Source organism: Nocardia brasiliensis IFM 10847 (assembly GCF_000710915.1).
Taxonomy (GTDB): Bacteria; Actinomycetota; Actinomycetes; order Mycobacteriales; family Mycobacteriaceae; genus Nocardia; species Nocardia brasiliensis_A.
Genome location: NZ_BAUA01000196.1, coordinates 58,806 through 82,218, shown reverse-complemented (window position 1 = coordinate 82,218; position 23,413 = coordinate 58,806). Strand labels below are relative to the sequence as shown.

General features: G+C 68.5%; 19 protein-coding genes. 7 read left to right on the top strand and 12 right to left on the bottom strand.

Annotated elements, in window-relative coordinates:
- Positions 1–58 precede the first annotated feature (58 nt).
- A complete protein-coding gene (locus NBRGI_RS38965) occupies positions 59–1,468 on the top strand; it encodes an APC family permease (protein ID WP_051728371.1) in 1,410 nt (469 codons plus the stop codon).
- Here NBRGI_RS38965 and NBRGI_RS38960 read toward each other — a convergent pair.
- The 4 genes from NBRGI_RS38960 to NBRGI_RS38945 all read right to left on the bottom strand — a co-directional run bounded on the left by NBRGI_RS38960 (position 1,456) and on the right by NBRGI_RS38945 (position 6,156).
- The gene (locus NBRGI_RS38960; protein ID WP_029902700.1) at positions 1,456–2,442 is read right to left on the bottom strand and encodes an AraC family transcriptional regulator; all 987 of its coding nucleotides are present in this window, start codon (positions 2,440–2,442) and stop codon (positions 1,456–1,458) included. The two genes, NBRGI_RS38965 and NBRGI_RS38960, sit on opposite strands and share 13 nt — an antisense overlap.
- A 64-nt stretch (positions 2,443–2,506) precedes the next feature.
- Positions 2,507–4,012, bottom strand: coding sequence for a sugar ABC transporter ATP-binding protein (locus NBRGI_RS38955; RefSeq protein WP_029902698.1), 1,506 nt, complete (start codon positions 4,010–4,012; stop codon positions 2,507–2,509).
- Positions 4,009–5,076 (bottom strand): sugar ABC transporter substrate-binding protein, encoded by a 1,068-nt coding sequence (locus NBRGI_RS38950; protein ID WP_029902696.1) that lies wholly within the window; start codon positions 5,074–5,076, stop codon positions 4,009–4,011. Before NBRGI_RS38950 ends, NBRGI_RS38955 begins: the two co-directional genes overlap by 4 nt.
- 30 nt (positions 5,077–5,106) lie before the next feature.
- On the bottom strand, positions 5,107–6,156 hold the full coding sequence (locus NBRGI_RS38945; protein WP_235211257.1) for an ABC transporter permease: 1,050 nt from the start codon (positions 6,154–6,156) through the stop codon (positions 5,107–5,109).
- A 173-nt stretch (positions 6,157–6,329) separates the two neighbouring features.
- On the opposite strand from NBRGI_RS38945, the gene NBRGI_RS38940 reads away from it, so the two are divergent.
- From NBRGI_RS38940 to NBRGI_RS38930, 3 genes are read left to right on the top strand one after another with little or no spacing between them, the layout of a single operon-like run.
- A complete protein-coding gene (locus NBRGI_RS38940) occupies positions 6,330–7,139 on the top strand; it encodes an SDR family NAD(P)-dependent oxidoreductase (protein ID WP_081878425.1) in 810 nt (269 codons plus the stop codon).
- Between the two features lie 10 nt (positions 7,140–7,149).
- Complete coding sequence (locus tag NBRGI_RS38935) at positions 7,150–7,965, top strand: MoaF C-terminal domain-containing protein (RefSeq protein WP_051728368.1); 816 nt, start codon at positions 7,150–7,152, stop codon at positions 7,963–7,965.
- A gap of 14 nt (positions 7,966–7,979) precedes the next feature.
- Positions 7,980–8,375: a nuclear transport factor 2 family protein gene (locus tag NBRGI_RS38930; RefSeq protein WP_029902689.1), complete on the top strand. Its 396-nt coding sequence runs from the start codon at positions 7,980–7,982 to the stop codon at positions 8,373–8,375.
- Here the strand turns inward: NBRGI_RS38930 and NBRGI_RS38925 are convergent.
- From NBRGI_RS38925 to NBRGI_RS38890, 8 genes are read right to left on the bottom strand one after another with little or no spacing between them, the layout of a single operon-like run.
- The gene (locus tag NBRGI_RS38925; protein ID WP_051728367.1) at positions 8,372–9,307 is read right to left on the bottom strand and encodes a helix-turn-helix domain-containing protein; all 936 of its coding nucleotides are present in this window, start codon (positions 9,305–9,307) and stop codon (positions 8,372–8,374) included. The genes NBRGI_RS38930 and NBRGI_RS38925 overlap by 4 nt on opposite strands.
- Positions 9,307–10,848, bottom strand: coding sequence for a GMC family oxidoreductase (locus NBRGI_RS38920; RefSeq protein WP_029902686.1), 1,542 nt, complete (start codon positions 10,846–10,848; stop codon positions 9,307–9,309). The genes NBRGI_RS38925 and NBRGI_RS38920 overlap by 1 nt, the downstream gene beginning before the upstream one ends.
- A 6-nt stretch (positions 10,849–10,854) precedes the next feature.
- Entirely contained in the window at positions 10,855–11,976 is a 1,122-nt protein-coding gene (gene solA, locus NBRGI_RS38915) for an N-methyl-L-tryptophan oxidase (RefSeq protein WP_029902685.1), read from the bottom strand.
- 11 nt (positions 11,977–11,987) lie between these two features.
- Positions 11,988–13,121 (bottom strand): tyramine oxidase subunit B, encoded by a 1,134-nt coding sequence (locus NBRGI_RS38910; protein WP_029902684.1) that lies wholly within the window; start codon positions 13,119–13,121, stop codon positions 11,988–11,990.
- Between the two features lie 23 nt (positions 13,122–13,144).
- Positions 13,145–14,797 carry an amidohydrolase gene (locus NBRGI_RS38905; protein WP_029902683.1) on the bottom strand — a complete coding sequence of 551 codons (1,653 nt, stop codon included), beginning with the start codon at positions 14,795–14,797 and terminating at the stop codon, positions 13,145–13,147.
- Positions 14,790–16,262: an APC family permease gene (locus NBRGI_RS38900; protein WP_029902682.1), complete on the bottom strand. Its 1,473-nt coding sequence runs from the start codon at positions 16,260–16,262 to the stop codon at positions 14,790–14,792. Before NBRGI_RS38900 ends, NBRGI_RS38905 begins: the two co-directional genes overlap by 8 nt.
- Entirely contained in the window at positions 16,259–18,184 is a 1,926-nt protein-coding gene (locus tag NBRGI_RS38895; protein WP_029902681.1) for an FAD-binding monooxygenase, read from the bottom strand. The genes NBRGI_RS38900 and NBRGI_RS38895 overlap by 4 nt, the downstream gene beginning before the upstream one ends.
- 3 nt (positions 18,185–18,187) lie before the next feature.
- Complete coding sequence (locus NBRGI_RS38890) at positions 18,188–19,567, bottom strand: MFS transporter (protein ID WP_029902680.1); 1,380 nt, start codon at positions 19,565–19,567, stop codon at positions 18,188–18,190.
- A gap of 121 nt (positions 19,568–19,688) precedes the next feature.
- Here NBRGI_RS38890 and NBRGI_RS38885 point away from each other — a divergent pair, with 121 nt between their 5' ends.
- The 3 genes from NBRGI_RS38885 to hpaE are packed head-to-tail and all read left to right on the top strand — an operon-like array spanning position 19,689 to position 23,402.
- The gene (locus NBRGI_RS38885) at positions 19,689–21,176 is read left to right on the top strand and encodes a fumarylacetoacetate hydrolase family protein (protein ID WP_029902678.1); all 1,488 of its coding nucleotides are present in this window, start codon (positions 19,689–19,691) and stop codon (positions 21,174–21,176) included.
- Positions 21,158–21,856: a GntR family transcriptional regulator gene (locus tag NBRGI_RS38880; RefSeq protein ID WP_029902675.1), complete on the top strand. Its 699-nt coding sequence runs from the start codon at positions 21,158–21,160 to the stop codon at positions 21,854–21,856. The genes NBRGI_RS38885 and NBRGI_RS38880 overlap by 19 nt, the downstream gene beginning before the upstream one ends.
- Before the next feature lie 19 nt (positions 21,857–21,875).
- Entirely contained in the window at positions 21,876–23,402 is a 1,527-nt protein-coding gene (hpaE, locus tag NBRGI_RS38875) for a 5-carboxymethyl-2-hydroxymuconate semialdehyde dehydrogenase (RefSeq protein ID WP_029902673.1), read from the top strand.
- Positions 23,403–23,413: the final 11 nt, after the last annotated feature.

Below are 23,413 nucleotides of genomic sequence, written 5' to 3'. Positions count from 1 at the left end.
AGATCTCCACAGCAACTTTAGGTCATTCTTTGACGGTACATCAAAGAAAGGACCGGCCATGGCGACCCAGACCACCGGCCACACCGCCGACGACGACCATCGACACCCGCGCTACCGCCAGCAGCTCTCCCGAGCGCTCGGCATGGGCGAGAACATCCTGATCACGCTGTCCGCGGTCACCCCCGCGTCCAGCGTGTTCATCATCATTCCGGCGATCTTGCTGGCGGCGGGCGGCGCATCGGTGCTGACCCTGGCGATCGCGGCGGTGGCTTCGGTGTTCATCGGCCTCTGTTACGCCGAGCTGGCCACCACCTTCCCGATCACCGGCGGCGAATACACCTGGGCCGCAAGACTACTCGGCCGCCCCATCGGGTTCGCGCTGTTCGCGCTCACACTGGTGAACGGGGTGCTGATCATCGCGGTCATCGCCCTGGGCACCGGTGACTACCTCGGCGTCGCGGTACCCCAGCTCGGCGGCAAATGGGTCGGCATCGGCGTCATCGTGGTGACGACCGGCATCGCGATCCTCGACATCAAGGCGAATGCCTGGGTCACCGGCGTTTTCCTGTGCGTCGAGATCGCGGCGATCGCGGTGCTGGCCTTCCTCGGCTTCAGCAACATCGAACGCGGACCGTCGCAGTGGTGGCACGCGACCACCCTGGCCGAGGGCGTCCAGACGCAAATCGGCATCGGCGCCTTGATCGCTCTCGTTCCGGTCGCGCTGTTCGGCTACAACGGCTACGGCGCAGCGGTCTATTACGCGGAGGAGACCAAGGACGCCAAGCGCACCATCGGCCGCGTGATCATGATCTGCCTGGCCGCGACCGTCGCCATCGAGATCGTGCCGCTCGCGGCCGTCGTGCTCGGCGCACCCTCGCTGACCGAATTGCTCAGCAGTGCGGCCCCAATGAACCATTTCCTCACCGCTCGCGGCGGAGCCACGGTGAACACGCTGGTCAGCATCGGTATCGCCATAGCGATCGTGAACGCGGTGATCGCGATCATCTTGCAGATCTCGCGGCTGCTCTTCGCCTCGGCGCGCGACCGCAGCTGGCCCGACCCGATCGATCGGGCACTGGGCAGCGTGCACCCGCGGTGGCATACGCCCGCGCTCGCGACTATCACGGTGGGTGCGGCGGCCGCCGTCGCGGCGGCCGTGCTGCCGCTGTCCTGGCTGATCACCGCTACCGGCGCCGGACTGGTCCTGGTGTATCTGTTCGTCGCGCTGGCCGCGTTCCGGGTGCGCAGTCGCCCGGCGTCCGGCGGCTACCGCATGCCGCTGTGGCCGCTGCCGCCGATCGTGGTCGTCGCCGCCATGGGCTACGCGGGCTACAGCGTCATCGACGCGTCCTGGCAGCAGATGGTGGTCGCGGTCGCCGCGATGCTGCTCGGCTGCGCCTACTACCTGATCTATCTGCGGCCGCGGCCGGACCGCTGGCAGCTACCCGATCCCGTTCAGGAATCGTGAGGCACAACGGGTGACGAGACCGGTTGCGCGCGTTGCGCGCACCGGTACTCGTGCGGACTGAGCCCGTACGCCGCGCGGAAGGTCCGGCTGAAATGCGCGGCGTCGGGGAAACCCCAGCGCGCGGCAATCGCGGCGATCGAGCGGTCACGCCGCAGCGGGTCGCGCAGATCGCGGCGGCAGCGTTCCAGCCGCCGCTCCCGGATCCAGCCCGCGACGGTGGTCGACTGCTCGTGAAAGAGCTTGTGCAAGTAGCGGGTCGAGATGAAGTGCGCGGAAGCGATGCGCTGCGGCGCGAGATCTCCGTCGCCGAGATGCCCTTCGATATAGGACATGAGCTGGGCGGTGAGCGGACGTCGTACCACGGACCGGGTCGCCGCGAGCAGATCGAGCCGGGCGCCGAGAACGGTGACGAGCAGATCGACGATATTGTCCGCCAAACGGGTTTCGGCCGGTCCGGCGACCTCGTCCAGGTGGTCGGCCAGCTCACGCAGCAGCATCGACAACAGCGCGCCCGCACCGTCGTCGCCGGGTACTCGGCGCGCGGTGACCGCGGCGATCCGATTCTCGGGCAGGCACAGCGACCGCCGCGGCAGCATCAGCACGAGTTGGCGGTAGGGTCCATCGAACGCCATCGCGTACGGGCGACTCGTGTCGTAGATCGCGAAATCGCCCTCCGCCAAACGGGTTTCCCGGTCGTCCTGAGTCAGCAGGCAGGCTCCTTGCAACTGCACGCCCAGTTTGTAGCATTCCGGATCGGACCGTGCGATCAACGCGGCGGTCCGGCGCACCACGTGCGGGGTGGCGCCGATCTCGGTCACCTGCAGCGAACCCAGTGCCACACTGCGCAATCGGCCGTCGAACGGTTCGCGTCCGACGCGTTCCACCTGCAGGGGCACGAAGGTGTGGGAGACGGCGTCGCGGAAACTGTCGAATCGATCCACCCGCGGCCACCGCGGCGGCATCGCCACTGACATGTGCCCTCCTCGATGATGCGGCACCGGCGAGTAACGATCATATACGATTTCGCCGCGGGCAGGGTCAGACCGCACCGGTATTCATGGCGTGCAGCAGGGTGTGCTGATCGATCCGGTCGCCCTCGAGCGTCGCGCACAAGCGCCCGCGATACAGCACCAGCACCCGATCGCACAGGGCCGCAAGCTCATCGAGGTCCGTCGAGCAGAGCAGCACCACCGTCGTCGCGGCCGCGGTGCGCAGCAGGGCGTGCAGATCCGCCTTGCCGCCGACGTCCACGCCGCGCGTGGGATCGTCGAGCAACAGTACCGACGGCTCGGCCGCCAGCCATTTCGCCAGCACGACCTTCTGCTGGTTTCCACCCGAGAGCAACCCACAGGCCAGATCGACGTCGGCGGTACGAATCCGCAGCCGTCGCACCAGTTCCCGGGCGCGCGCCCGCAACATGCCGGGCGTCAGCAGGGCACCGTCGCGGCCCAACGCCACCGATCGGACCTGGGCCAAGTTCTCCCACACCGGCTTGTCCAGCATCAGCCCGAGCCGCCGCCGGTCGCCGGATACCAACGCCACCCCGGCGGCGATCGCCGCACGCAGGTCCGACGGTCCGGATCGACCGTCCGGGAGCGTGATCCGCCCGGCACTGGGTGCGCACAACCCCGCAATGACGTCGATGACCGCGGTGTGACCCGAACCGACCAGCCCCGCGATACCGACGATCTCCCCTGGCGCGGCAGTGAATTCGAGGCCGCGCAACCGGCCGGGCACGGCCACGCCCTGCACGCGCAGCGCACCGCGCACCGGTCCGGACGGGCGCGGCACCGCCACTTCGGCTGCGGCGCTGCCGCGCTCGCCGAGCATGGCCGTCACCACCTGCGCCAGGTCCAGCTCCGCGCGCGGTACCGCCGAGAGCACGGTGCGGCCGTCGCGCAGCACGGTGATCTCGTCGCACAGCGCCATCACCTCCTCCAGGATGTGTGACACGAACACCACCGCGACCCGGCGTTCGCGAAGTACCCGAACAATATTCAGCAGTCGACGGGTGCCCGCCTCGTCCAGTGCCGAGGTCGGTTCGTCCAGGATCAGCACGCGCGGCTGCGCGATCAGCGCCTTGGCGATCTCCACCAGCTGCCGCTGTGCCAGGGACAGGGTGCCGAGCGCACGGCGGACATCGACGTCGAGACCCAGCTGCGCCAGCACCGGTTCGGCGCGCGCGACCATCGCGGCCCGGTGCCGGAACGGTCCTCGGGTCGGCTCGCGCATCGGATACAGATTGGCCAGCACATCGAGATCCGGGAAGAGATTCAATTCCTGGGACACCACCGCCACGCCGTGCCGGGCGGCCTGGGCGGTCGAGCTGAACGACACCGCACGCCCGCCGAGGCGCAGGTTGCCCTGATCGGGCGCCACCGCACCCGACACGACTTTGATCAATGTCGACTTCCCCGCACCGTTCTCTCCGAGCAGCGCGTGCACGGTGCCCTCGCGCACGGTCAGCTCGGCCTCGCGCAGGGCGGTGACCCCGCCGTAGGCCTTGCCGACGCCACGGACCTCGAGCATTGCCGCAGCGGTCATTTCGCGTCCGCCAGCGGACGCAGATAGCTGCCGGGGTCGGCGAGCTGGCGCGCGGCCGCGTCGGCGAACCACTGCCGTCTGCTCTCCTCGCTCTGCTGGCGCGCGATGATCTCGTCGATGTTCGCGGCGTTGACGATCAGCCCGCCCGGATTCCACCAGCCCTGCGTCAGCGGTTTCCCGCTGCGCGCGTGTTCGGCGAGCAACCGGATCGCGAGGTAACCCTTGAGCCAGTGCTCCGGCGAGGCGAGCGCGGCGACGTAGCCGTCTTTCACCCCGACCAGCGCCTGCGCGTCGGGATCACAGGATCCGACCAGCATCCGGCGACCGGTGTTCTTCTGGATCAACGACAGCGACACCGCGTCGGAGGCGCCGGCCCCGAGGTAGGCGATCGCGTCCGGATGCGCTTTCACCGTGTTGTTCCATTTGTTGTAGTTGTCCGTGGGCTCGGAACCGGTGTCGAACGGCCCGAGCACGGTCAATGTCGGACGCTGCTCTTGCAGTACGGCTTTCATGCCGTCCAAGCGCTGACTCAACAGGGTCAATCCGGGAATGTCGTTGCCGAGCACCACCTCACCGGTAGTACCCACCGGAATGTGCTTGATGATCTCCATGGCCAGACTGCGACCGAGCTCGGTGTTGTCGTTGCCGACGTACAGTCCGACGTCCGCGCCGACCGGCGGCACGGTGTCGACGGTGGCCAGCGGCACCCCCGCGGCGGCGGCCTGCTGGAGCGGGCGCACGAACAGATCCGGGGTCAGCGTTTCCATCGCGATGCCGTCGCGAGCGGTACGCACCGCGGCCTGGAACTGCGAAACCTGCTGCGGCCCATTGATCGACGGGGGTGCGGTCTCGGTCAGGTCCACGTCTCCGGCATCGGCCGCCCCGGCCGCGGCTCCCAATGCCATCTCCTGGAAAGGATTCTGCGAGGTGGTGGCGTAGACGAAGGCCATGCGCAGCGTGCCGCTCTTCGGGCCGTCACCCGTGCCGCCGCCACTGCCGCAGGCCACCAGTACCAGCGCGCAGCCCGCGACCGCGCCGCGCAACCACTTGTTCGATCGATTCATCACGATCTCTCTTCCTTCGAAAAATGTGCTCTACCGCCCGAATTCGGACCGTTTGGCGCGCCGGCGGCTGCGCAGCAGGCTGTCGATGGCCACCGCAACCAGCACGACGACGCCGCTGGCGAACGCACTCCAGTTGACGGGGATGTCGAAATAGACCAGGCCGCTGGCCACCACGCTCAGCAGCACGGCGCCCGCGACCGCGCCGACCACCGTCGCGCTGCCACCGCGCAGCGGTGTCCCGCCGATCACCGCGGCCGCGATGGCCTGTAGTTCGAACCCCGTGCCGACATTCGGGTCGCCCGAGGTGAAGAACGCCAAGCCCAGCACGCCGGCCAGCCCGCACAGCGCACCGACGCCCATCAGCACCAGCAGCCGGGTGCGAGCCGTCGAGATGCCCGAGAAGGCGGCGGCTTCCGGGTTCGAACCGATGGACCGGACCCGATAGCCGAACGGCGTCAAGCGCAGCACGACGGTGAGCACGGCGGTGACCACCAGCAACACCCAGACGCTGACCGGCAGGCCGAACCAGTTCCCCCCGACGATCGTGAAAAACGAACTACGCAAGGGCAATCCGTTCACCTGCTGCCCGTTGCTCCACGCCGCCGCCAGGCCGCGATAGACCTGCATCGTCGCCAAGGTCGCCACGATCGCCGGAATCGCGATCACCTGGACGACAAGCGCATTCGCCAAGCCGAGCAGCGCACCGAACGCGATCGCGGCGCCGGCGGCCAGCCACGGATTGATCCCGGAGCGCATCAGCACCGCCGCGGTGATCAGGCTCAACCCGAATCCGGCGCCCACCGACAGGTCGATCTCCCGCATCGCCAGCAGGAAGGCCATCCCCGCCGCCAGCAGCGCGACGTACACCGAGGTCTGCAGGACATCACGAATCTGGCCCGCGCTCAGGAAGTCCGGATGCAGGATGCCGATGAACACCACCAGCGCGATGGTGGCCAGCAGGACACTGTTGGACTCGGCGTGCAGCATCCGCCGCAGCACCGGCGGCACACCGGTCGATGCGGTCTTCGCGGTGCTCGGCCGGGTTGCCGGTTCACGCTCTTCGGTGTCATTGGCGGTCACGATCGCGTTCCTGTCGTCGAATGTGCGAACCAGCTTCCGGCACCGGGGCACGAGATCCCTTGTCCCTGCGTGCACAGTCCTTGTCCGCCAGAACACCCGCGCCGCGCAGCTCTCGAAGCGGCCGGGTGGTGCTGGTTACGGTCGGCCGGACTACAGCGATTCGGAGATTTCGCATGGACATGACGAAACGTTTGGCGGGCCAGGTCGCCCTCGTCACCGGTGGCGGCACCGGCATCGGGGCGGCCACGGCGCGCCGGCTAGTCGCCGAGGGGGCGGCGGTGGTGCTGGCCGGACGGCGGCGCGAACCACTAGCGGCAGTGGCGGCCGAATTGGATGACGCCGCACTGGTCGTCGCGGGCGACGCCGCCGACACCGCCGACGTCGAGCGCATGGTGGACGCCGCCGTAACGCACTTCGACCGACTCGACCTGGTGGTCGCCAACGCGGGCGGGCACGGTCTCGGCACGGTCGCCGAGATCGGCGACCAGGACTGGGAACTCGGCATGCGGACCAATGTCACCACCGCGTTCGTGACCGTGCGCACCGCGCTGCCGCACCTGCGCGCGCAAGGCGGCTCGGTCGTCGTCGTGTCGTCACTGGCCGGGTTGTTCGCCGGACCCGCGGTGGCCGGCTACGTCACCGCCAAACACGCGTTGATCGGACTCACCCGGTCCCTCGCGCGCGATTACGGACGCGACGGCGTCCGGGTAAACGCGCTGTGCCCGGGTTGGGTACGCACCGCGATGGCCGACGAGCAGATGGATGTGCTTGCCGCGCAACGCGGTATCGATCGGGAAGCCGCCTACCGGCTGGTCACCCGGGACACCCCGCTGGGCAGGCCGGTGGAACCCGCGGAGATCGCCACCATCGTCGCGTTCCTGCTGTCCGCCGATGCCGCTGCGATGACGGGTTCGGTCGTGGTCGCCGATGCCGGCGCCGCCGCGGTCGACCTGCCCACGATCGCGTTCGCGCCCCACGATTGAGGAGACACCGATGACCGAGAACTCCACTGCTGTAACGGATCCGGCCGTCCCGGCGGAATGGAAGGGGATGGACGATTTCGCCGCCGGAATCGACGGCAACCGGATACCACCGACCGACCGGCTCACCGGTCGGTCCTGGTCGCTGCACCGGTCCGACGAGACGCGGAGCGAATTGCGTTTCCGCTCAGCGGATCAGGTGCAGTGGACGCGCGGCGCCCAGTCCGGCACCGACTGGTATCAGGCGATCGAGGTCTGTCCCGAGGTGTTCTTCCTCGATCAGACCTTCGCGGACCGGCCGCACGTCAGCGAGGTCACGGTGGTGCACCTGCCGACCGCACGGACGGTGACGATCGAGTCGACCATCGCCGAGCAGCCGACACCCGGTGTCCCGCAGGTGTCTCAGCGCTTCCTGGCCGGTGTCGTGGATCCCGGCGACGGCCGCGTCCCGAGCGGTGCGGTGCCCGGACCGACCCGCGACCTCGTCGGATGGCGGGCCCTCTACCGATACAGCCCCCACCATCTCTACGAACATCTCTATCTGAGTTCCGAACGCTACTGCTGGCAGTGCCTGATCGGCGAACAACGCGGCCACGGCGACGTCGACCTGGCGACAACCTGGAAACTCGCGGACGACTTCTACGTCTTCACTTTTCGCGAGTTCCTCATCCCGGTCGCCGCGACCTGGCTCTACGATCTCGCCGCGATGCGTTCCACCGGCAAGTTCTTCGGCATCGGCAAGGGCGGTGCGGTGCGCAACGCGCCGGGCGGCGCCCACATCACCAGCCTCGGCCGCGTGCAGTACCCCCAAGACGAGCAACCGATTTGAGAGTGAGCGACGACATGAACCGTGACCTCGAGGTGATCAAGGCCCACTACGCCGCCTCCGACCGTGGTGACCTGCCCGGCATGCTGGCTCCGCTGGCCGCGAACGTGGCCTGGACCGAGATGGCGGGCTTCCCTTACGCGGGCACCTATATCGGCCCGGACGCGGTGCGCGACAACGTCTTCGCGCGGATCGCCGCCGAATGGGACGGCTACACGGCCACCGTCGAGGAGATCGCGGGCGGCTCGGACGGCATCGTCATCGGGATCGGCACCTACTCGGGCACTTTCCGGGCGACCGGACAGGCGATGGCCGCGCGCTTCGTGCACGTGTGGCGATTGTCGAACGGGACCGTCGAGCGCTTCGAGCAATTCACCGACACCGCCGCCGTGCAAGCCGCGATGCGAAGTTAGCCAGCCGGAAAGTTCCCTCTCCCGTTGAGGATTCGGTATTCGCGGGGCGGCACACCGTAGGTCAGCTTGAACAGCCTGCTGAAGTGTGCCGCGTCGACGAATCCCCGGCGCGCCGCGACCGCCCCGACCGCGAGCCCGTACAGCGCGGGATCGGTCAGATCGGCGCGGCAGTACTCCAGCCGTCGCTGCCGGATCCAACCGCACACCGTGGCACCCTCCGCGCGAAACAGCTTGTGCAGGTAGCCGACCGAGAGATGCGCGGCCTCGGCCGCCATCGCCGGGGAAAGGTCCGGATCGTCGAGATGGTCTTCGAGAAACGCCTTGACCCGCGCCAACACCGCCTGCTGTCCGACGGCGGTCGCCGCCGGATCCTCGTCGGCGTGCGCGGCCAGCACAGTCGCCACCAGATCGACGACGATATCGGCCAACCGGAGCAGCTCGATCGTGCCCAATTCAGTGGTCCTGGCGGTCATTCCGGACAACAGTGTCGACAGCAGCGCGGTCGCGGGATGCCGCCGGGCCAGCACCGTCGCGGTGCTCGCCTCGACTCCGGCGGCGGGCAGGCGCAGTACGCGGCGCGGAAACGCCGCGACCTGTAACCGGCACGCGGCGTCGAACAGCACCGAATACGGCTGCGCGGTATCCAGCACCGCGACGTCGTTCGTGCCCAGGCGCACCTGCCGACCGGCTTGGCTCAGCACGCAGGATCCCCGGACCGGCACCAGCACTTTGTAATACGCTTCGGCCCGCGCGCGGGCCGTGCCGTCGGCCCGATGCGGGATCGCGGAGACCTCCGCGAACACCAACTCCCCCGCGACGTGCCCGCGGATACGGCCACGAAAATGCGCCGCGTCGTCGACCACGATGTCCAGTGGCGAGTCCGGACGGGCGGGGGCACGGCCCTTGGTCGCGGAGTCGATGCGGGTCACCATCATCGGCCCCGCAGCGCGGGCGCGGGCGCGATCAGGTCGGCGGCCCGCTCGGCGATCACCATGGCGGGCGCGTTGGTGTTGCCGGTCGTGATGGTCGGCATCACCGAGGCGTCCGCCACCCGCAGGCCCGCGACGGCGTGCACCCGCAGCGCGGGATCCACCACGGCTTGCGGTCCCACGCCGAGTGCACAGGTGCCGCACATGTGGTGGTAGGTGAGCACCGTGCGCCGGATGTAGTCCCGCAGGTCCGCGCGGGAACGCACCCGCGGCCCCGGATACCGCTCGGCCGCTCCCCACTCCCGCAGGGCGGGCGCGGCGCCGATCTGCCGGCACAGCGTGACCGCGGCGACCAGCCGATCCAGATCCGCGGCTGCCGAAAGCACTTTCGGGTCGATCAGCGTCGGACCTTCGGCGCCGGCCACGGTGAGCCGCCCGACACTGGCGGGCCGGATCAGCCCGGCCATGAGCGAGAACCCGTTGTCCGGCCCCGACATCCACGACCGGTCATACAGCGCAACGCTGAAATGCAGCGGCTGCACGTCGGGCACCGACAGTTCTGGCTTACTGCGCCAGAACAATTGGGTCTGTGCGTGCGGTAACCCCGGCGTGTGTACGATATCGCGTTCGGCGCTGAAGAGCACCGGCACGAGCCAGTGATCCACCAGATTCCGGCCGACGCCGGGCAGATCCGCGACCGGCTCGATGCCGACCGCCCGCAGTTCCGCGGCCGGGCCGAGGCCCGAGCGCAGCAGCAGCGCGGCCGAATCGATCGCGCCCGCCGTCAGCACCACCTCCGCCTGCGCCGAAGCACGGAACGCACGGCCGTCGATAGTCCCGGCCACACCGTAGGCGCGGCCCCGGCGGGTCAAGACGCGATGCACCTGCGCGCCGGTACGCACCGACAACCGGGAATTGCCCAGCGCCGGTTTGAGATAGGCCTCGGCGGTGGTCAGGCGCATGCCGTCACGCAGGGTGAAGTGCGCACGCCCCGCGCCGTCCTGCACTCCGCTGTTGTAGTCGGGATTGGCCGCTATCCCTACCTGCCCGGCCGCGGCGAGAACGGCCTCCTGGATCGGATCGATCGCATAGTCGCTGAGCACGTCGAGCAGTCCGGCGGTGCCTTTACCGCCGCAGTCGCGGTCGTAGCGCTCGATACGCCGGAACAGCGATTCGATCTCGCGCCACGACCAGCCGGCGGCCCCACTTCCGGCCGCCCAGGAGTCGTAGTCGGCCGGGTTGCCGCGCACGTAGATGGTCGCATTGAGGGCGTGCGATCCACCGAGCACCCGGCCGCGCGGCAGGTGCAGGCGACGGCCGGCCGCGTGCGGCTGCGCGACGCTGAAGTAGTCCCAATCCTCGCTCGCGTGCCACAGCTCGTGCATTCGCAGCGGGTCGCGGATGGCCGGATTGGTGTCGGGGCCACCGGCTTCCAAGACCAGGACGGTGGCGTCGGTGCGTTCGAGCAGCCGGCGCGCCAGCACCGAGCCGGCCGTGCCCGCGCCGACGACGATGTAGTCGGCCTGCAGTTCGTAGTCGGGCACCCGCACTCACCTCGGGTGCGTGGACAGCGCGAAATTGCTGTCCCAGAGGTCGTTCCGGGCGCCGGTGAGCAGATCTGCGGCGATCTCACCGAAGACCGGCGCGAATTTGAAGCCGCGCCCCGAGAACGCGGTCAGCAGCAGCATTCCGGTGTCTTCGTCGAGATCCACCAGCGGCAGGTCACCGGGCGCGCAGAGGTCGTGATGCATCGAGTAGCGCACCGGTTCAGGGTTGAGGTCGGGTATGAAATCTGTTGCCCACCTGCCTATTCGGCGCAGGTCCTCCCGGCTGAACACGGGAATGTCGTCCGGCGAGGCGATAGCGGGCCACAGCGGTTCGGTCGCCACCTTCACGCTGTAAGAGTCGTGACTGGGCGTCCCGTACAGATGCACCCCGTCCGCGTCACGGATGAACACCGGAAAGCGGTCGGAGCCGAACATCTCGGGATGATGCGGCATGAACCAGGTGAGCGACAGCGGCAGAATCTGCAGAAATCCCCTGAGGTCGGGGCGCAGCCGCAGCGTCCACGAGCCCGTGGCCACCACCACCTTGGCGCAGGTGAGCCGCACGTCGGGCGTCACCACCTCCAGCCCGCCGCCCTGCTCGTCGAAGTCGGTGACCACGGCGTTGGTCAGCACGCGCGCACCGTGCGATCTGGCCGCCAGCACGGCGGCCAGCACGCTCGCCTCCGGATAGAGGCTGCCCGCGTGCCGGTCCAGCACGGCGACGGTGTCGTCGTCGACCCGGTGCTGCGGGTAGCGCGCCCGCAACGCCGGCGCGTCCAGCACCTCGTACGGCAACTCGAATTGCTCGGCCGAGGCGATGGACTTGGCGATACCGCCCGAGCCCGCCGTACCGATCTGCAGCGCACCGCACTCGTCGTACAGCGTCCGGCCCGTCTCGCGCTCCAGCTCCAGCCACAGTTCGCGCGCACGCCGCAGCCGCGGCACATACCGCGGACCTTCGTGCACGGCCGAGCGGAACAAGCGGGAGTCGCCCGCGTATGAACCGCGGGCGTGACCGATGCCGAACTGTTCGATACCGATCACGTCGAGCCCGCGTTTGGCCAACTGCCACAACGCCATCGAACCGGCGCTGCCGAGTCCGACGACGATCACATCCGCATCCATGGTTCGGCCTCTCATGCCAATTCGGGCGATTGCCAAAGGTTCAACGTGGTACCGATCCCCCGCCGCACGGCGTTGCGGTACACCACGGTGCCCCAGGCGACATCCTCGACCGGCATGCCGCCGACCGAGAGCAGCACGATCTCGTCGTCGGTGCGGCGTCCGGTCGCGGCCCCGGCGGCGATCGCGCCGAGATCCACCAGATCGCTCCGGTCCATCACACCGGCCTGGATCATGTCCATGAACTTGCAACCGATGATCGGGATCCGGCGATGCGACGGATGGCCGACTTCCTCGGCCCACGCCTGGTAGAGCCGGATGTTGTCGACGACCTTGCGGACCTCCGGCGCCTGCATGCCCGTGTCGATATCGCACGGTGCGGGCATGCTCAGGAACGCGCCCGGTCGCACCCAATCCCGCGCGACCAGTGGGTAATTCGCCGGATCGCCGGGCACGCCGGTGGTGCAGTAGGTGACGATATCGCTGTCGCGGACCGCTTCCTCGTTCGTGTCCACGACGATCGTCTCCAGCTGGGGATACTCCTTGGCGACCCACTCGCGGAACGCGGTGATGCTCCCCTGCCCGCGGCCTTTGATCTTGACGACCGCGAGGTCCGGGCACGCGGCGACGAACGCGGCGAGCGACGTGCGGGCCATGACGCCGGGACCGACGAGGCCGACCACGCGCGAGTCACGGCGCGCCAGCAGGCGCGCGCCCACGCCCGGCACCGCGCCGGTTCGGTACGCGGACAACAGATTCGCCGACATCAGCGCCAGTGGTGCGCCGGTGTCGGTGTCGCTGAGCAGGAACATGAGGATCGACCGCGGCAATCCCCTGGCGCGGTTGGCGATATTCGATCCGTACCACTTCATCCCGGCGGTGCCGAAACTGCCGCCGAGGTAAGCGGGCATCGCCATGAACCGTCGCTCCGCGGTATTGGCGGGCATGGCCGGGAACGGCGAGTCGTCCGGAAAGGTGATCATGGCGCCGTGCGAGTCGCTGTTCGGGCCCGCCATGCGGTAATCGCCCTGGTGCAGCAGCACGAAGGTCTCCTGCATGGCGTCGACGCAGGCGGCCATATCGGTCACGCCCGCCGCGATCATGTCCGGCTCGGACAGGTAGAGAAAGTCGATCGAGGGCTTATCCATGCGTATTCCTTGCCTTTTCGCGGTCACGACGCCGCGTGCTGGACCGCGCGTCCGGCGAACCAGGTTGCGACGGACTTCGTTTCGATCAGAGCGGTCGGGTCGGTCTCGAACGGATCCCGGTCCAGCACGGTGAAGTCGGCGGACTTGCCCGGCGTGAGCGACCCGGTGACCGCGCCGAGCCCGCTCGCGCGGGCCACGCCCACCGTGTACGCGCGCAGCGCCTCGGTCAACGTCAGCGCTTGCTCGAGGCCCAGGGTGCCGGGGTACAGGCCGATAGGGTCGGCACGGGTGATCAGACCCTGGATTCCGATCCACGGATTCGGGCTCGGCGTGACCGGCCAGTCCGAACCGCCGGCCAGCAGCACGCCGGAGTCGAGCAGTGTCCGGTTGGGGCACATCCGGTTCGCGCGCTCGCGCGGCAGGCAGTGGCAGTGCGCCTCGAAGATGACACCCGGAAACCACAGCGGCGGTGAGAGATCCGCGACGACCCGCAACTCGGCGAGGCGCGGCAGATCCGTGTCGGCGATGTATTCACCGTGTGCCAGTTGCACGATCGTGTCCGCGTACCCGGCGGCGCGGATCTCGGCCACCGCGTCGAGCAGCATGCGCACCGCACCGTCGCCGGTGCAGTGCACTTTGGCGCCGAGCCCGCGCCCGGCCACTTCGAGGAGCCAGCCGCTCAGTTCGGCGGGTGTCATCGCGCTCTCCCCCACCCAGGCGTTCCCGTGCTCGGCGTCGGGCAGGTACGGCTCCAGGAACAACGCGGTGCGCGAGGTGGGGACGCCGTCGAGGAAGATCTTCACGAAATCGGGCCGGTGATGGGTGGTTCGATACTGCTCGGCGACCTCGAGCAGCGCGGCGCCGATCGGGTGCGTCCCGAAGATCCGGTCGTTGATCTGCGCCGACGTCACCACCCACGCGTTCAGGTCGCCACGATTGTCGAGATCGGCGAGCGCGCGCAGCATCGGCAACGACGCCGCCGCATCCTGAAAGTGCGTGATGCCGTAGCCGTGCAGCATCTCGACGGCCCGGCGGCACCCGGCCGCGTCCCGGGCGGTGCTGTCGCCCAGTACCGTCGCGTACGCCCGCTCCACCGGGATGAGCGCGGACTCGATGAGCAGTCCGGCGGGCGCTCCCGTCACCCGATCACGCACGACGGCGCCGTCCGCGGGATCCGGGCCCGCGCCGTCGATGCCCGCGAGTTCCATGGCGCGCGAGCTGACCCAGCGATTGTGACAACTGTCGTCGCGCAGCAGCACCGGGCGTCCCCCGGCCGCCCGGTCGAGCCGGCGCAGCACATCCTCGCTCGAAATCGTCTCCGCCAGCGTGCTTCCCCAGCCACCGCCGACGACCCAGGCGTCGGGTTCGAGACCCGCCGCCCAGTCCGCGACGGCTCCGAGCACCGCATCGAGCGAGTCGGTGGCGCGCAACGACAACTCGTAGAGGTCGGCGCGGCCGGCCAGGAGATGGTGGGTGTGCACATCCCCGAACCCCGGCAGGACGAACGCGCCGCCGTGTTCCACCACGGTCTCCCGCCCGGTCAGCAGCTCGGCGGCGGGGTCCACCGCGGCGATGATCCCGTTGCGGACCAGAAACGATGAGGCTCGGGGTACCGACTCGTCGGCGGTCCACACCGTCGCGTCGATGTGCAGCTGGGCCGAATCTGTATCAGACATAGTGACGTCCCATCTCCGCGTACCGCTGCGGGGCGCGTATTCGAAGCCGAAGTGCCGCAGCGACTCCGAGCGCCGCAGCGACCAGCAGCAGGCTGGGCAGTAGCCAGACGAGGACCCCGCCGGAACTGATCAGCAGGTCGAAATTCCCTATCCCGTATCCGAGTACGGCGATCAATGCCGTGCCCGCGACGACCGGCGCGACGAGCGTTCGGACCACGTTGCTATCCAGGTCGCGGTTCCTGCGAAAGAACGCGACGACGGCGAACGAGCACGCGGCCATCAGGGCGATCACCCCCAGCGTGCCGAGGTTGGTCAGCCAGGTGAACAGCGCGCGCACCGGATCCTGGCCGGTCATTGCGAAAACCGCGAGCACCAGTAGCGCCAGCACCGACTGCGCCACCGACCCGACGTGCGGGCTCCGGTGCGCGACATGGGTCCGGCCCGCACGGTCCGGCAGCAGGCCTTCCCGGCCGAGCGCATAGGTGTAGCGGGCCACCGCGTTGTGGAAGGCGAGCACGGCCGCGAAGACGCTCGTGCAGAACAGCAGGCGCATGATCGTGGTGAACCAGGATCCGATATAGGAATCGCCGAGCTCGAACAGAAATGTCGTCGGGTCCGTGAGCTTTTCGATGAAGCCGCGCGTATTGTCCACGCCCGCACCGTTGATCATCAGGAAGGTGACGACGGTGTAGACGACGCCGATCGTGAGGACGGACAGAAACGTCGCGCGCGGCACGGTCCGCTTCGGGTCCGCGGTTTCCTCGCCGTAGATCGCGGTGGCCTCGAAGCCGACGAACGACGCGAAACAGAACAGCAGCGCGATCGGCAGGGAGCCGCTGGTCAGCGCGCTAGGCGTCAGCGGCGCGCTGCTCAGTGCCGTGCCGGCGAAGGTGCCGCCGCGCCAGGCGATCACGGCGGCCAGCACGAGAACGACGAGAAACTCGGCGGCCACCAGCACCGACAACATCTTGACCGAGAGATCGATCTGCCGGTACCCGAGCACCGCGACGAGGGCGATGCCGAGCAGCGCGTACACCCACCAGTCGATCGTGAGCCCGAATTCGTCGGCCACGAAACCACCGGTCGCGGCGCCGAAGAGGCCCCAGAGGCCGATCTGCATGGCGTTGTAGCTCAGCAACGCGAGATACGCTGCCGCACCACCGCATTGCGGACCGAGGCCGCGGGTGACGTAGGAGTAGAACGCGCCGGTGCTGATGTGATGACGGGCCATCGCCGTATAGCCGATGGCGAACACCAGGAGCGTGCTCGCGGTCAGGATGTAGGCGCCCGGCACGCCCGGCCCGTTGCCGAGCAGCATCGCCACCGGCGCACCGCCCGCCATCGCGGTCAGCGGCGCGGCCGCCGAGATGACGAAGAACGTCACGCCGAACACGCCGAGCGAACCGCGGCGCAACCGATCGTCGTGCCGGACCGGCTCGTTCGACGCCGGGCTCTTTCTGGTCACGCTTCGTCCTTCGCGAATTCCTCGACCGCTGCCGCGGGAACGTGCGGGGAAAGCAGGTTACGGCCGAAGAATTCGGCCAGCTCCGTGGTCGCCGTGAGCGGAAGAACCGCCGCCACATACTGATCGGGGCGCACGACGATCACGGCGCCGCCGCTGTCGATGCCGCGCTCGGCGAAGATGTCGACCTGCGGGTCGATCGCGTACACCTTTTCGTAGTCGACCACCCGGAACGGTCCGACCGTCGGCAGGAACGTCCTCGGCACCACCGCGAGGTCGACCTCCGTATGCGCCTGCCGGTAGATCACCTTCACGTCGAAGACGCTGTCGACATCGGCGTCCTTCGGTGTGTACGCGACCACGGGCGAGGTGGGCGAGGTGGCAAGCCACTGCGCCCATCCGTCCAGCGCGGTCCCCGCGGCTGTATCGGCTGCGAAAACGTATATGCGCCAACGGCCATCGGCGCGATGGTGATGCCCCAGGTGCACCGGGTTCGCGTCGGCGACCCGGACCACCGGCGCCGATTTGAAGCGTTTTCCGATCGGAAATCCGGGTGCGAGATGTTGCCGGGTCCGGTCACCGACGATCATGGAGGCTTGATACTCCGTCATGAATCCGGCAGGAAATTCCGCCGTTTTGACGTAGAAGTCCTCTAATTCGGAAGGCGACTCGAACTCCTCCGGACGCTTGGCCATCATGCTCGACCATTCGCGGTCGAAGTCGATGAGCTTGCGCGCGATCACTTGCCGTTCAGCCGAATACGTCGCCAGCAGCGCCACGGGACTTCGGCCCGCGAGCACGTAGCCCAGTTTCCAGCCGAGGTTGAAGCCGTCCTGCATCGAGACGTTCATGCCCTGACCGGCCTTCGCGCTGTGCGTGTGACAGGCGTCGCCGGTGATGAACACTCGAGGCGTGCGGCTGCCCAGCTCGTCGAGCGGCACATCGTCGAAGCGATCGGTCACCCGATGGCCGACCTCGTAGACGCTGTGCCACGCGACATGCCGAACGTCGAGCGTGTAGGGATGCAGGATCGCGTTGGCCTGTTCGATGATCGCCTCGATGCCGGTGGCACGCACCTTGCCGTTGTCGTCCGCGGGGACTTCACCCAGGTCGACATACATGCGGAACAGATAGCCGCCCTCGCGCGGGATGTGCAGGATGCTGCCGCCGGAACCGGACTGGATGGCGCACTTGGTGCGGATATCCGGAAAGTCCGTCACGGCCAGCACATCCATCACGCCCCAGGCGTGGAAAGCCTTGTCGCCCTGCGGGACACATCCGATACACGCACGCACCCGACTGTGCGCGCCGTCCGCGCCGACCACATACTTCGCGCGCACCGTCCGCAACTGTCCGTCGCGTTCGCCCGCCGAGTGCGCCAGCGTGACCACCACCGGATACGCGCCGCCGGTGAGTTCCAGGTCGCGGAACTCGTAGCCGTAGTCGGGCCGCATCCGGGTGGGGGCGTTGCGCATCGACTCGGCGAAGTAGTCGAGTACCCGTGCCTGGTTCACCAGCAGATGCGGGAACTCGCTGATCCCGGTCGGATCGTCCTGGGTCCGCGCGGCGCGGACGATCCGGGACCGATCCGCGGGATCCGGTTTCCAGAACGTCATCTCGGTGATGCGGAACGCCTCGGCGATGATGCGTTCGGCGAACCCGAACGCCTGGAACGTCTCCACGCTGCGCGCCTGGATGCCGTCGGCCTGTCCGATGGCGAGCCGGCCCGGGCGCCGTTCGATGATCCGGGTGACGACGGTGGGAAACTGCGCCAGTTGCGCGGCGGCGATCATGCCGGCCGGGCCGGTGCCCACGATCAGCACGTCCACCTCGTCGGGCAGTTCGTCCGGACGGTCCAGGCCGACGCCCGCGGCCGGTTGGACGCGCGGATCGGTGGACACGTATCCGTAATGGTGGAACTGCATTGTTCAGACCCTCGTCATTCCTCTGATAGGGCTGATCGCCTGTGCCGCTTCGTGATCCGGGCCCAGCGGGATTCCGCTGCGATCGCGCAGGACCGCGGTCGCCACCAGGCTCAGCAGCACGAACCCGCCGAGATAGAGCACGACCGAGGTGGTCGTGCCGGTGGCCCGGACGAGCGCCGTGGCGATCGTCGGCGCGAACGCACCGCCGAGGATCGCCCCGAGCGCGTAGGACACCGCGACGCCGGAGAACCGGACCGAGGCCGGAAACAGCTCGGCGTAGAGCGCGGCCTGCGGGCCGTAGGTGAAGCCGAGGCCCACCGTCAGCAGCGCGAGTCCACCGCAGAGCAGCCAGGGATTGCCGGTGTCCACCAGCGGGAAGAGCGGGATCAAGGCGGCGAGCACGAGCACCCAGCCGATGAGATAGGTTGCGCGCCTGCCGATCCGATCGCTGAGCACGGCGCCGAGCCAGGTGCACAGCAACCAGGTCACCGCGGAACCGGCGACCGCCCACAGCACCGGCCCGCGGTCGAGGCCGACCGGCCCGTGGATATCGGTGGCGTAGTTCTGGATATAACCGCCGGTCGTCAGGTAACCCACGGCGTTGTTGCCCGCGAAGACGAGCGCCGCGACCAGGACGAGCAGCCCGTGCCTGCGGAACAGCTCCAGGACGGGCATGGTCGCCCGCTCACTGCGTTCGGCGAGTTCCACGAAGACCGGACTCTCCTCGACGCGCCTGCGGATGTAATGGCCGATCACGATGAGCACGATCGACAGCAGGAACGGGACGCGCCAACCCCATTCGAGGAAGGCGTCTCCCGGCGCGATCACCGTCATCAGGGCCAGCACGCCGGAGGCCAGCAGCAGCCCGAGCGGCACGCCCACCTGCGGCGCGGCCCCGAACACCCCGCGCTTACCGGACGGCGCGTGCTCGACGGCCAGGAGCACGGCCCCGCCCCATTCCCCGCCGGCGGAGACACCCTGCAGGATGCGCAGCAGGATCAGCGCGACGGGAGCGGCGACACCGATCGTGGCGTAGGTCGGGAGCAGGCCGATCAGCGTGGTCGCGGCGCCCATGGTCACCAGCGTCACCATCAGGATGACGCGGCGGCCGTACCTGTCCCCGAAATGACCGGCCAGGAACGCGCCGAGCGGGCGGAACAGGAAACTGATCCCCACCGTGAGAAAGGAGAGCAGGGTCGCGATCGAGTCTCCCGCGGGCTGGAAGAAGAGCTTGCCGAAGACCAGTCCGGCAGCCCCCGCGTAGATGAAGTAGTCGTACCACTCGATCGTCGTCCCGACCACGGTCGCGAAAACGACTCGGCGGCGGTCGGTTTCGCTGACAAACGGGGGGTTCGGCAGCCCAGACCGGGGTGGCGCGCTCATCTGGGACTCCTTCGATGCCGGACATGCTCTACGGCGGTGAAATGCGATCTGCGTCACTTGCGACGCGATTCACCAATGATATACGATTTGAAATACGATGCAAGAGCAGTCGAGGAGGTTTATGAAGATCGGCAACGATGCTGGCGCACAACGGTTTTCCGCGCTGCCCAGCCGTCCGGGCAAGATCGTCGCCGTCCATCTCAGCTACGCCTCCCGTGCGGATCAGCGTGGCCGCCGACCGGCGCACCCCTCCTATTTCCTGAAGCCGAGCAGTTCGGTCGCGGCGAGCGGCGGTGTCGTCGAGCGGCCCGCGGGCACCGAACTGCTGGCGTTCGAAGGCGAGATCGCCCTGATCATCGGCGCCCCGGCCCGCCGGGTGCCGATCGAATTTGCTTGGCAGCACGTCGCTTCCGTCACCGCGGGCAACGATTTCGGCCTGTACGACCTCAGAGCGAACGACAAGGGTTCGAACGTGCGCGCCAAGGGCGGCGACGGATTCACGCCGCTGGGCCCGGAACTCATCGATGCGCGGACCGTCGACCCCGCCGCTCTGCGCGTGCGCACGTGGGTCAACGGCGAACTCGCCCAGGAAGATCACACCGCAGGACTGATTTTCTCACTCCCCCAACTGGTTGCGGACCTCTCACAGCACTTCACGCTCGAACCCGGCGACGTGATCCTCACCGGCACCCCGGCCGGATCGTCGGTTGTCGTACCCGGCGACGTGGTCGAAGTGGAAGTCGACGCGCCCGGCGCGGCGGCGACGCCCAGCTCCGGGCGACTGGTCACCACGGTCGAGCAGGGCAGCCACGAATTCGACCCCGCGCTCGGCTCACTCCCGTCGATCGATGACACCCAGCGGGTCGAGGCCTGGGGATCGCGTACCGCCGCCGGGCTGCCCCCGACGCATGCCGCGCTCTGCGACGAGTTGCGCGACAAGCTGTCCCGGGTGCCGGTGGCGGCGTTGTCGCAGCAGCTGCGCAAGCGTGGCTTGAACAATGTGTCCATCGACGGTGTCCGGCCGGTGCGTCCCGGCGCCCGGCTCGTCGGCATCGCACGCACACTGCGGTTCGTGCCGAATCGAGAGGACCTCTTCGATGCCCACGGCGGTGGTTACAACGCGCAGAAGCGGGTCTTCGACACCGCGGCGCCGGGCGAGGTGATAGTCATCGAGGCACGCGGCGAGACCGGATCGGGCACGCTCGGCGATATCCTCGCGCTCCGGGCCAAGGTGCGCGGGGCAGCGGGTGTGGTGACCGATGGCGGCGTCCGCGATCACGACGCGGTCGCCGAGATCGGTGTCCCGGTCTTCACGGCCGGCCCGCATCCCGCGGTACTCGGCCGCAGGCACGTGCCATGGGACGCCGATCTCACCATCTGTTGCGGCGGCGCCACCGTCCAGCCCGGCGACATCATCGTCGGCGACAGTGACGGGGTGCTCGTCCTACCCCCTGGCCTGGCCGCGGCAGTCGTCGACGATGCTCTGGAACAGGAGATCCAAGATGGCTGGATCGCCGAGCAGGTCGGTGCCGGCCATCCGGTGCACGGGCTGTTTCCCCCCGATGCGGAATGGAAGGCGAGGTACCGAGAATGGCGCAAGAGCCAGTGAATCCCAGTGCTACGCAGAGCAAGTCACAGGTCGCGTACCACTGGCTCAAGGAGCGGATCGCGCGTCAGGAGTACACGCCGGGTTACCGGCTGGTGCTCAGCACCATCGCCAAGGAACTGGACATGAGCGTGGTCCCGGTGCGCGAAGCGATCCGCCAGCTCGAGGCCGAAGGCCTGGTCACCTTCGAACGCAATGTCGGCGCGCAGGTTTCGATGGTGGACGATTCGCAGTACCGGCACAGTATGCAGGCGCTGAGCGTGCTGGAAGGCGCGGCGACGGCGCTCGCCGCGGGCCGCCTGACCGAAGACGACCTGCGCCGCGCGCGAGCGGTGAACGAGCGGATGGTCGAGTCCCTGGGCGATTTCGACCCGAGCGCCTTCACCGCGCTCAACCACGAGTTCCATTCGATCCTGTTCACCAAGTGCGTCAATCCCCGCCTCGTCACGCTCGTCGAGGCGGAATGGGCCCGCCTGGGGCACCTGCGGTCCTCGACGTTCTCCTTCGTCCCCGGGCGGGCGCACGAATCCGTGCGCGAACACGAGAACATCGTGCGCCTCATCGAGATCGGCGCACCGCTCGGCGAGATCGAGAAGGTCGCCCGCCGCCACCGCGCCGCCACGCTCGACGCCTACCTGATCCACGAACACCCCGACGAGACTTTCGGCCTACCGGCCACCTGAACCCGAACTGGAGTCGTTCATGACGAACGCGGTGCGCACTGCCGCCACCCCGCACATGCCCGCGGACCTGCCGACGCGGATCCAGCACTACATCGACGGCGCCTTCGTGGATTCGGTCGACGATGCCACCTTCGGTGTCCTGGACCCGGTCACCAACGAGGTCTACGTCCGGGCGGCCGCGGGCAAGCGAGCCGATATCGACCGCGCGGTGACCGCCGCGGCCACCGCTTTTCGCGACGGACCCTGGCCGCGCATGCGCCCCCGCGAGCGGTCCCGCATCCTGTACCGGATCGCGGACATCGTCGAGTCCCGGGACGCGCGGCTGGCCGAACTCGAATCGTTCGACTCGGGGTTGCCCATCACCCAGGCGCTCGGCCAGGCCCGCCGCGCGGCCGAGAACTTCCGCTTCTTCGCCGATCTCGTCGTCGCCCAGGTCGACGACACCTACAAGGTGCCCGGGCAACAGCTCAACTACGTCAACCGCAAGCCGATCGGGGTGGCCGGGTTGATCACCCCGTGGAACACGCCGTTCATGCTGGAGTCGTGGAAGCTGGGGCCCGCGCTGGCCACCGGAAACACCGTGGTGCTCAAGCCCGCCGAGTTCACTCCCCTGTCCGCGTCGCTGTGGGCCGGGATCTTCGAGGAGGCCGGACTGCCGCGCGGCGTGTTCAACCTCGTCAACGGACTCGGCGAGGAAGCGGGCGACGCGCTCGTGAAACACCCTGACGTGCCGTTGATCTCGTTCACCGGCGAGAGTCGCACCGGCCAGATCATCTTCGGCAACGCCGCCGCGTCACTCAAGGGGCTGTCGATGGAGCTGGGCGGCAAGAGCCCCGCGATCGTGTTCGCCGACGCCGACCTCGACGCCGCCGTGGACGCGACCATCTTCGGCGTCTTCTCGCTCAACGGCGAGCGGTGCACCGCGGGCAGCCGCATCCTCGTCGAACGATCGATCTACGACGAGTTCGTCGAACGCTATGCGGCGCAGGCGAAACGGGTGGCCGTCGGCTACCCGCACGATCCGGCCACCGAGGTGGGCGCGCTGGTCCATCCGGAGCATTACGCCAAGGTGATGAGCTATATCGACATCGGCAGGTCCGAGGGGCGCCTGGTCGCCGGCGGCGGTCGGCCGGACGGGTTCGACTCCGGAAACTTCGTCGCGCCGACCGTGTTCGCCGACGTCGCGCCGGACGCGCGGATCTTCCAGGAAGAGATCTTCGGCCCGGTCGTCGCCATCACACCGTTCGATACCGAGGCCGAGGCGCTCGCGCTCGCCAACGGGGTCCGGTACGGCCTCGCCGCCTACGTCTGGACCACGAATCTGCAACGCGCGCACACCTTCGCGCAGGCGGTCGAGGCCGGCATGGTCTGGCTCAATTCCAACAACGTCCGCGACCTGCGCACCCCGTTCGGCGGCGTGAAGGCCTCCGGGCTGGGCCACGAGGGCGGCTACCGCTCCATCGACTTCTACACCGACCAGCAGGCTGTGCACATCACCCTCGGCCCGGCCCACAATCCGACCTTCGGCAAGCAGGAATCAGCGTGACCATCACTCCC

Bases quoted from the DNA above. Each gene is read 5' to 3' on its own strand.
- NBRGI_RS38965 (WP_051728371.1), top strand. From the start codon at position 59: ATGGCGACCCAGACCACCGGCCACACCGCCGACGACGACCATCGACAC.
- NBRGI_RS38960 (WP_029902700.1), bottom strand. From the start codon at position 2,442: ATGTCAGTGGCGATGCCGCCGCGGTGGCCGCGGGTGGATCGATTCGAC.
- NBRGI_RS38955 (WP_029902698.1), bottom strand. From the start codon at position 4,012: ATGACCGCTGCGGCAATGCTCGAGGTCCGTGGCGTCGGCAAGGCCTAC.
- NBRGI_RS38950 (WP_029902696.1), bottom strand. From the start codon at position 5,076: ATGAATCGATCGAACAAGTGGTTGCGCGGCGCGGTCGCGGGCTGCGCG.
- NBRGI_RS38940 (WP_081878425.1), top strand. From the start codon at position 6,330: ATGGACATGACGAAACGTTTGGCGGGCCAGGTCGCCCTCGTCACCGGT.
- NBRGI_RS38935 (WP_051728368.1), top strand. From the start codon at position 7,150: ATGACCGAGAACTCCACTGCTGTAACGGATCCGGCCGTCCCGGCGGAA.
- NBRGI_RS38930 (WP_029902689.1), top strand. From the start codon at position 7,980: ATGAACCGTGACCTCGAGGTGATCAAGGCCCACTACGCCGCCTCCGAC.
- NBRGI_RS38925 (WP_051728367.1), bottom strand. From the start codon at position 9,307: ATGGTGACCCGCATCGACTCCGCGACCAAGGGCCGTGCCCCCGCCCGT.
- solA (WP_029902685.1), bottom strand. From the start codon at position 11,976: ATGGATGCGGATGTGATCGTCGTCGGACTCGGCAGCGCCGGTTCGATG.
- NBRGI_RS38910 (WP_029902684.1), bottom strand. From the start codon at position 13,121: ATGGATAAGCCCTCGATCGACTTTCTCTACCTGTCCGAGCCGGACATG.
- NBRGI_RS38905 (WP_029902683.1), bottom strand. From the start codon at position 14,797: ATGTCTGATACAGATTCGGCCCAGCTGCACATCGACGCGACGGTGTGG.
- NBRGI_RS38895 (WP_029902681.1), bottom strand. From the start codon at position 18,184: ATGCAGTTCCACCATTACGGATACGTGTCCACCGATCCGCGCGTCCAA.
- NBRGI_RS38890 (WP_029902680.1), bottom strand. From the start codon at position 19,567: ATGAGCGCGCCACCCCGGTCTGGGCTGCCGAACCCCCCGTTTGTCAGC.
- NBRGI_RS38885 (WP_029902678.1), top strand. From the start codon at position 19,689: ATGAAGATCGGCAACGATGCTGGCGCACAACGGTTTTCCGCGCTGCCC.
- NBRGI_RS38880 (WP_029902675.1), top strand. From the start codon at position 21,158: ATGGCGCAAGAGCCAGTGAATCCCAGTGCTACGCAGAGCAAGTCACAG.
- hpaE (WP_029902673.1), top strand. From the start codon at position 21,876: ATGACGAACGCGGTGCGCACTGCCGCCACCCCGCACATGCCCGCGGAC.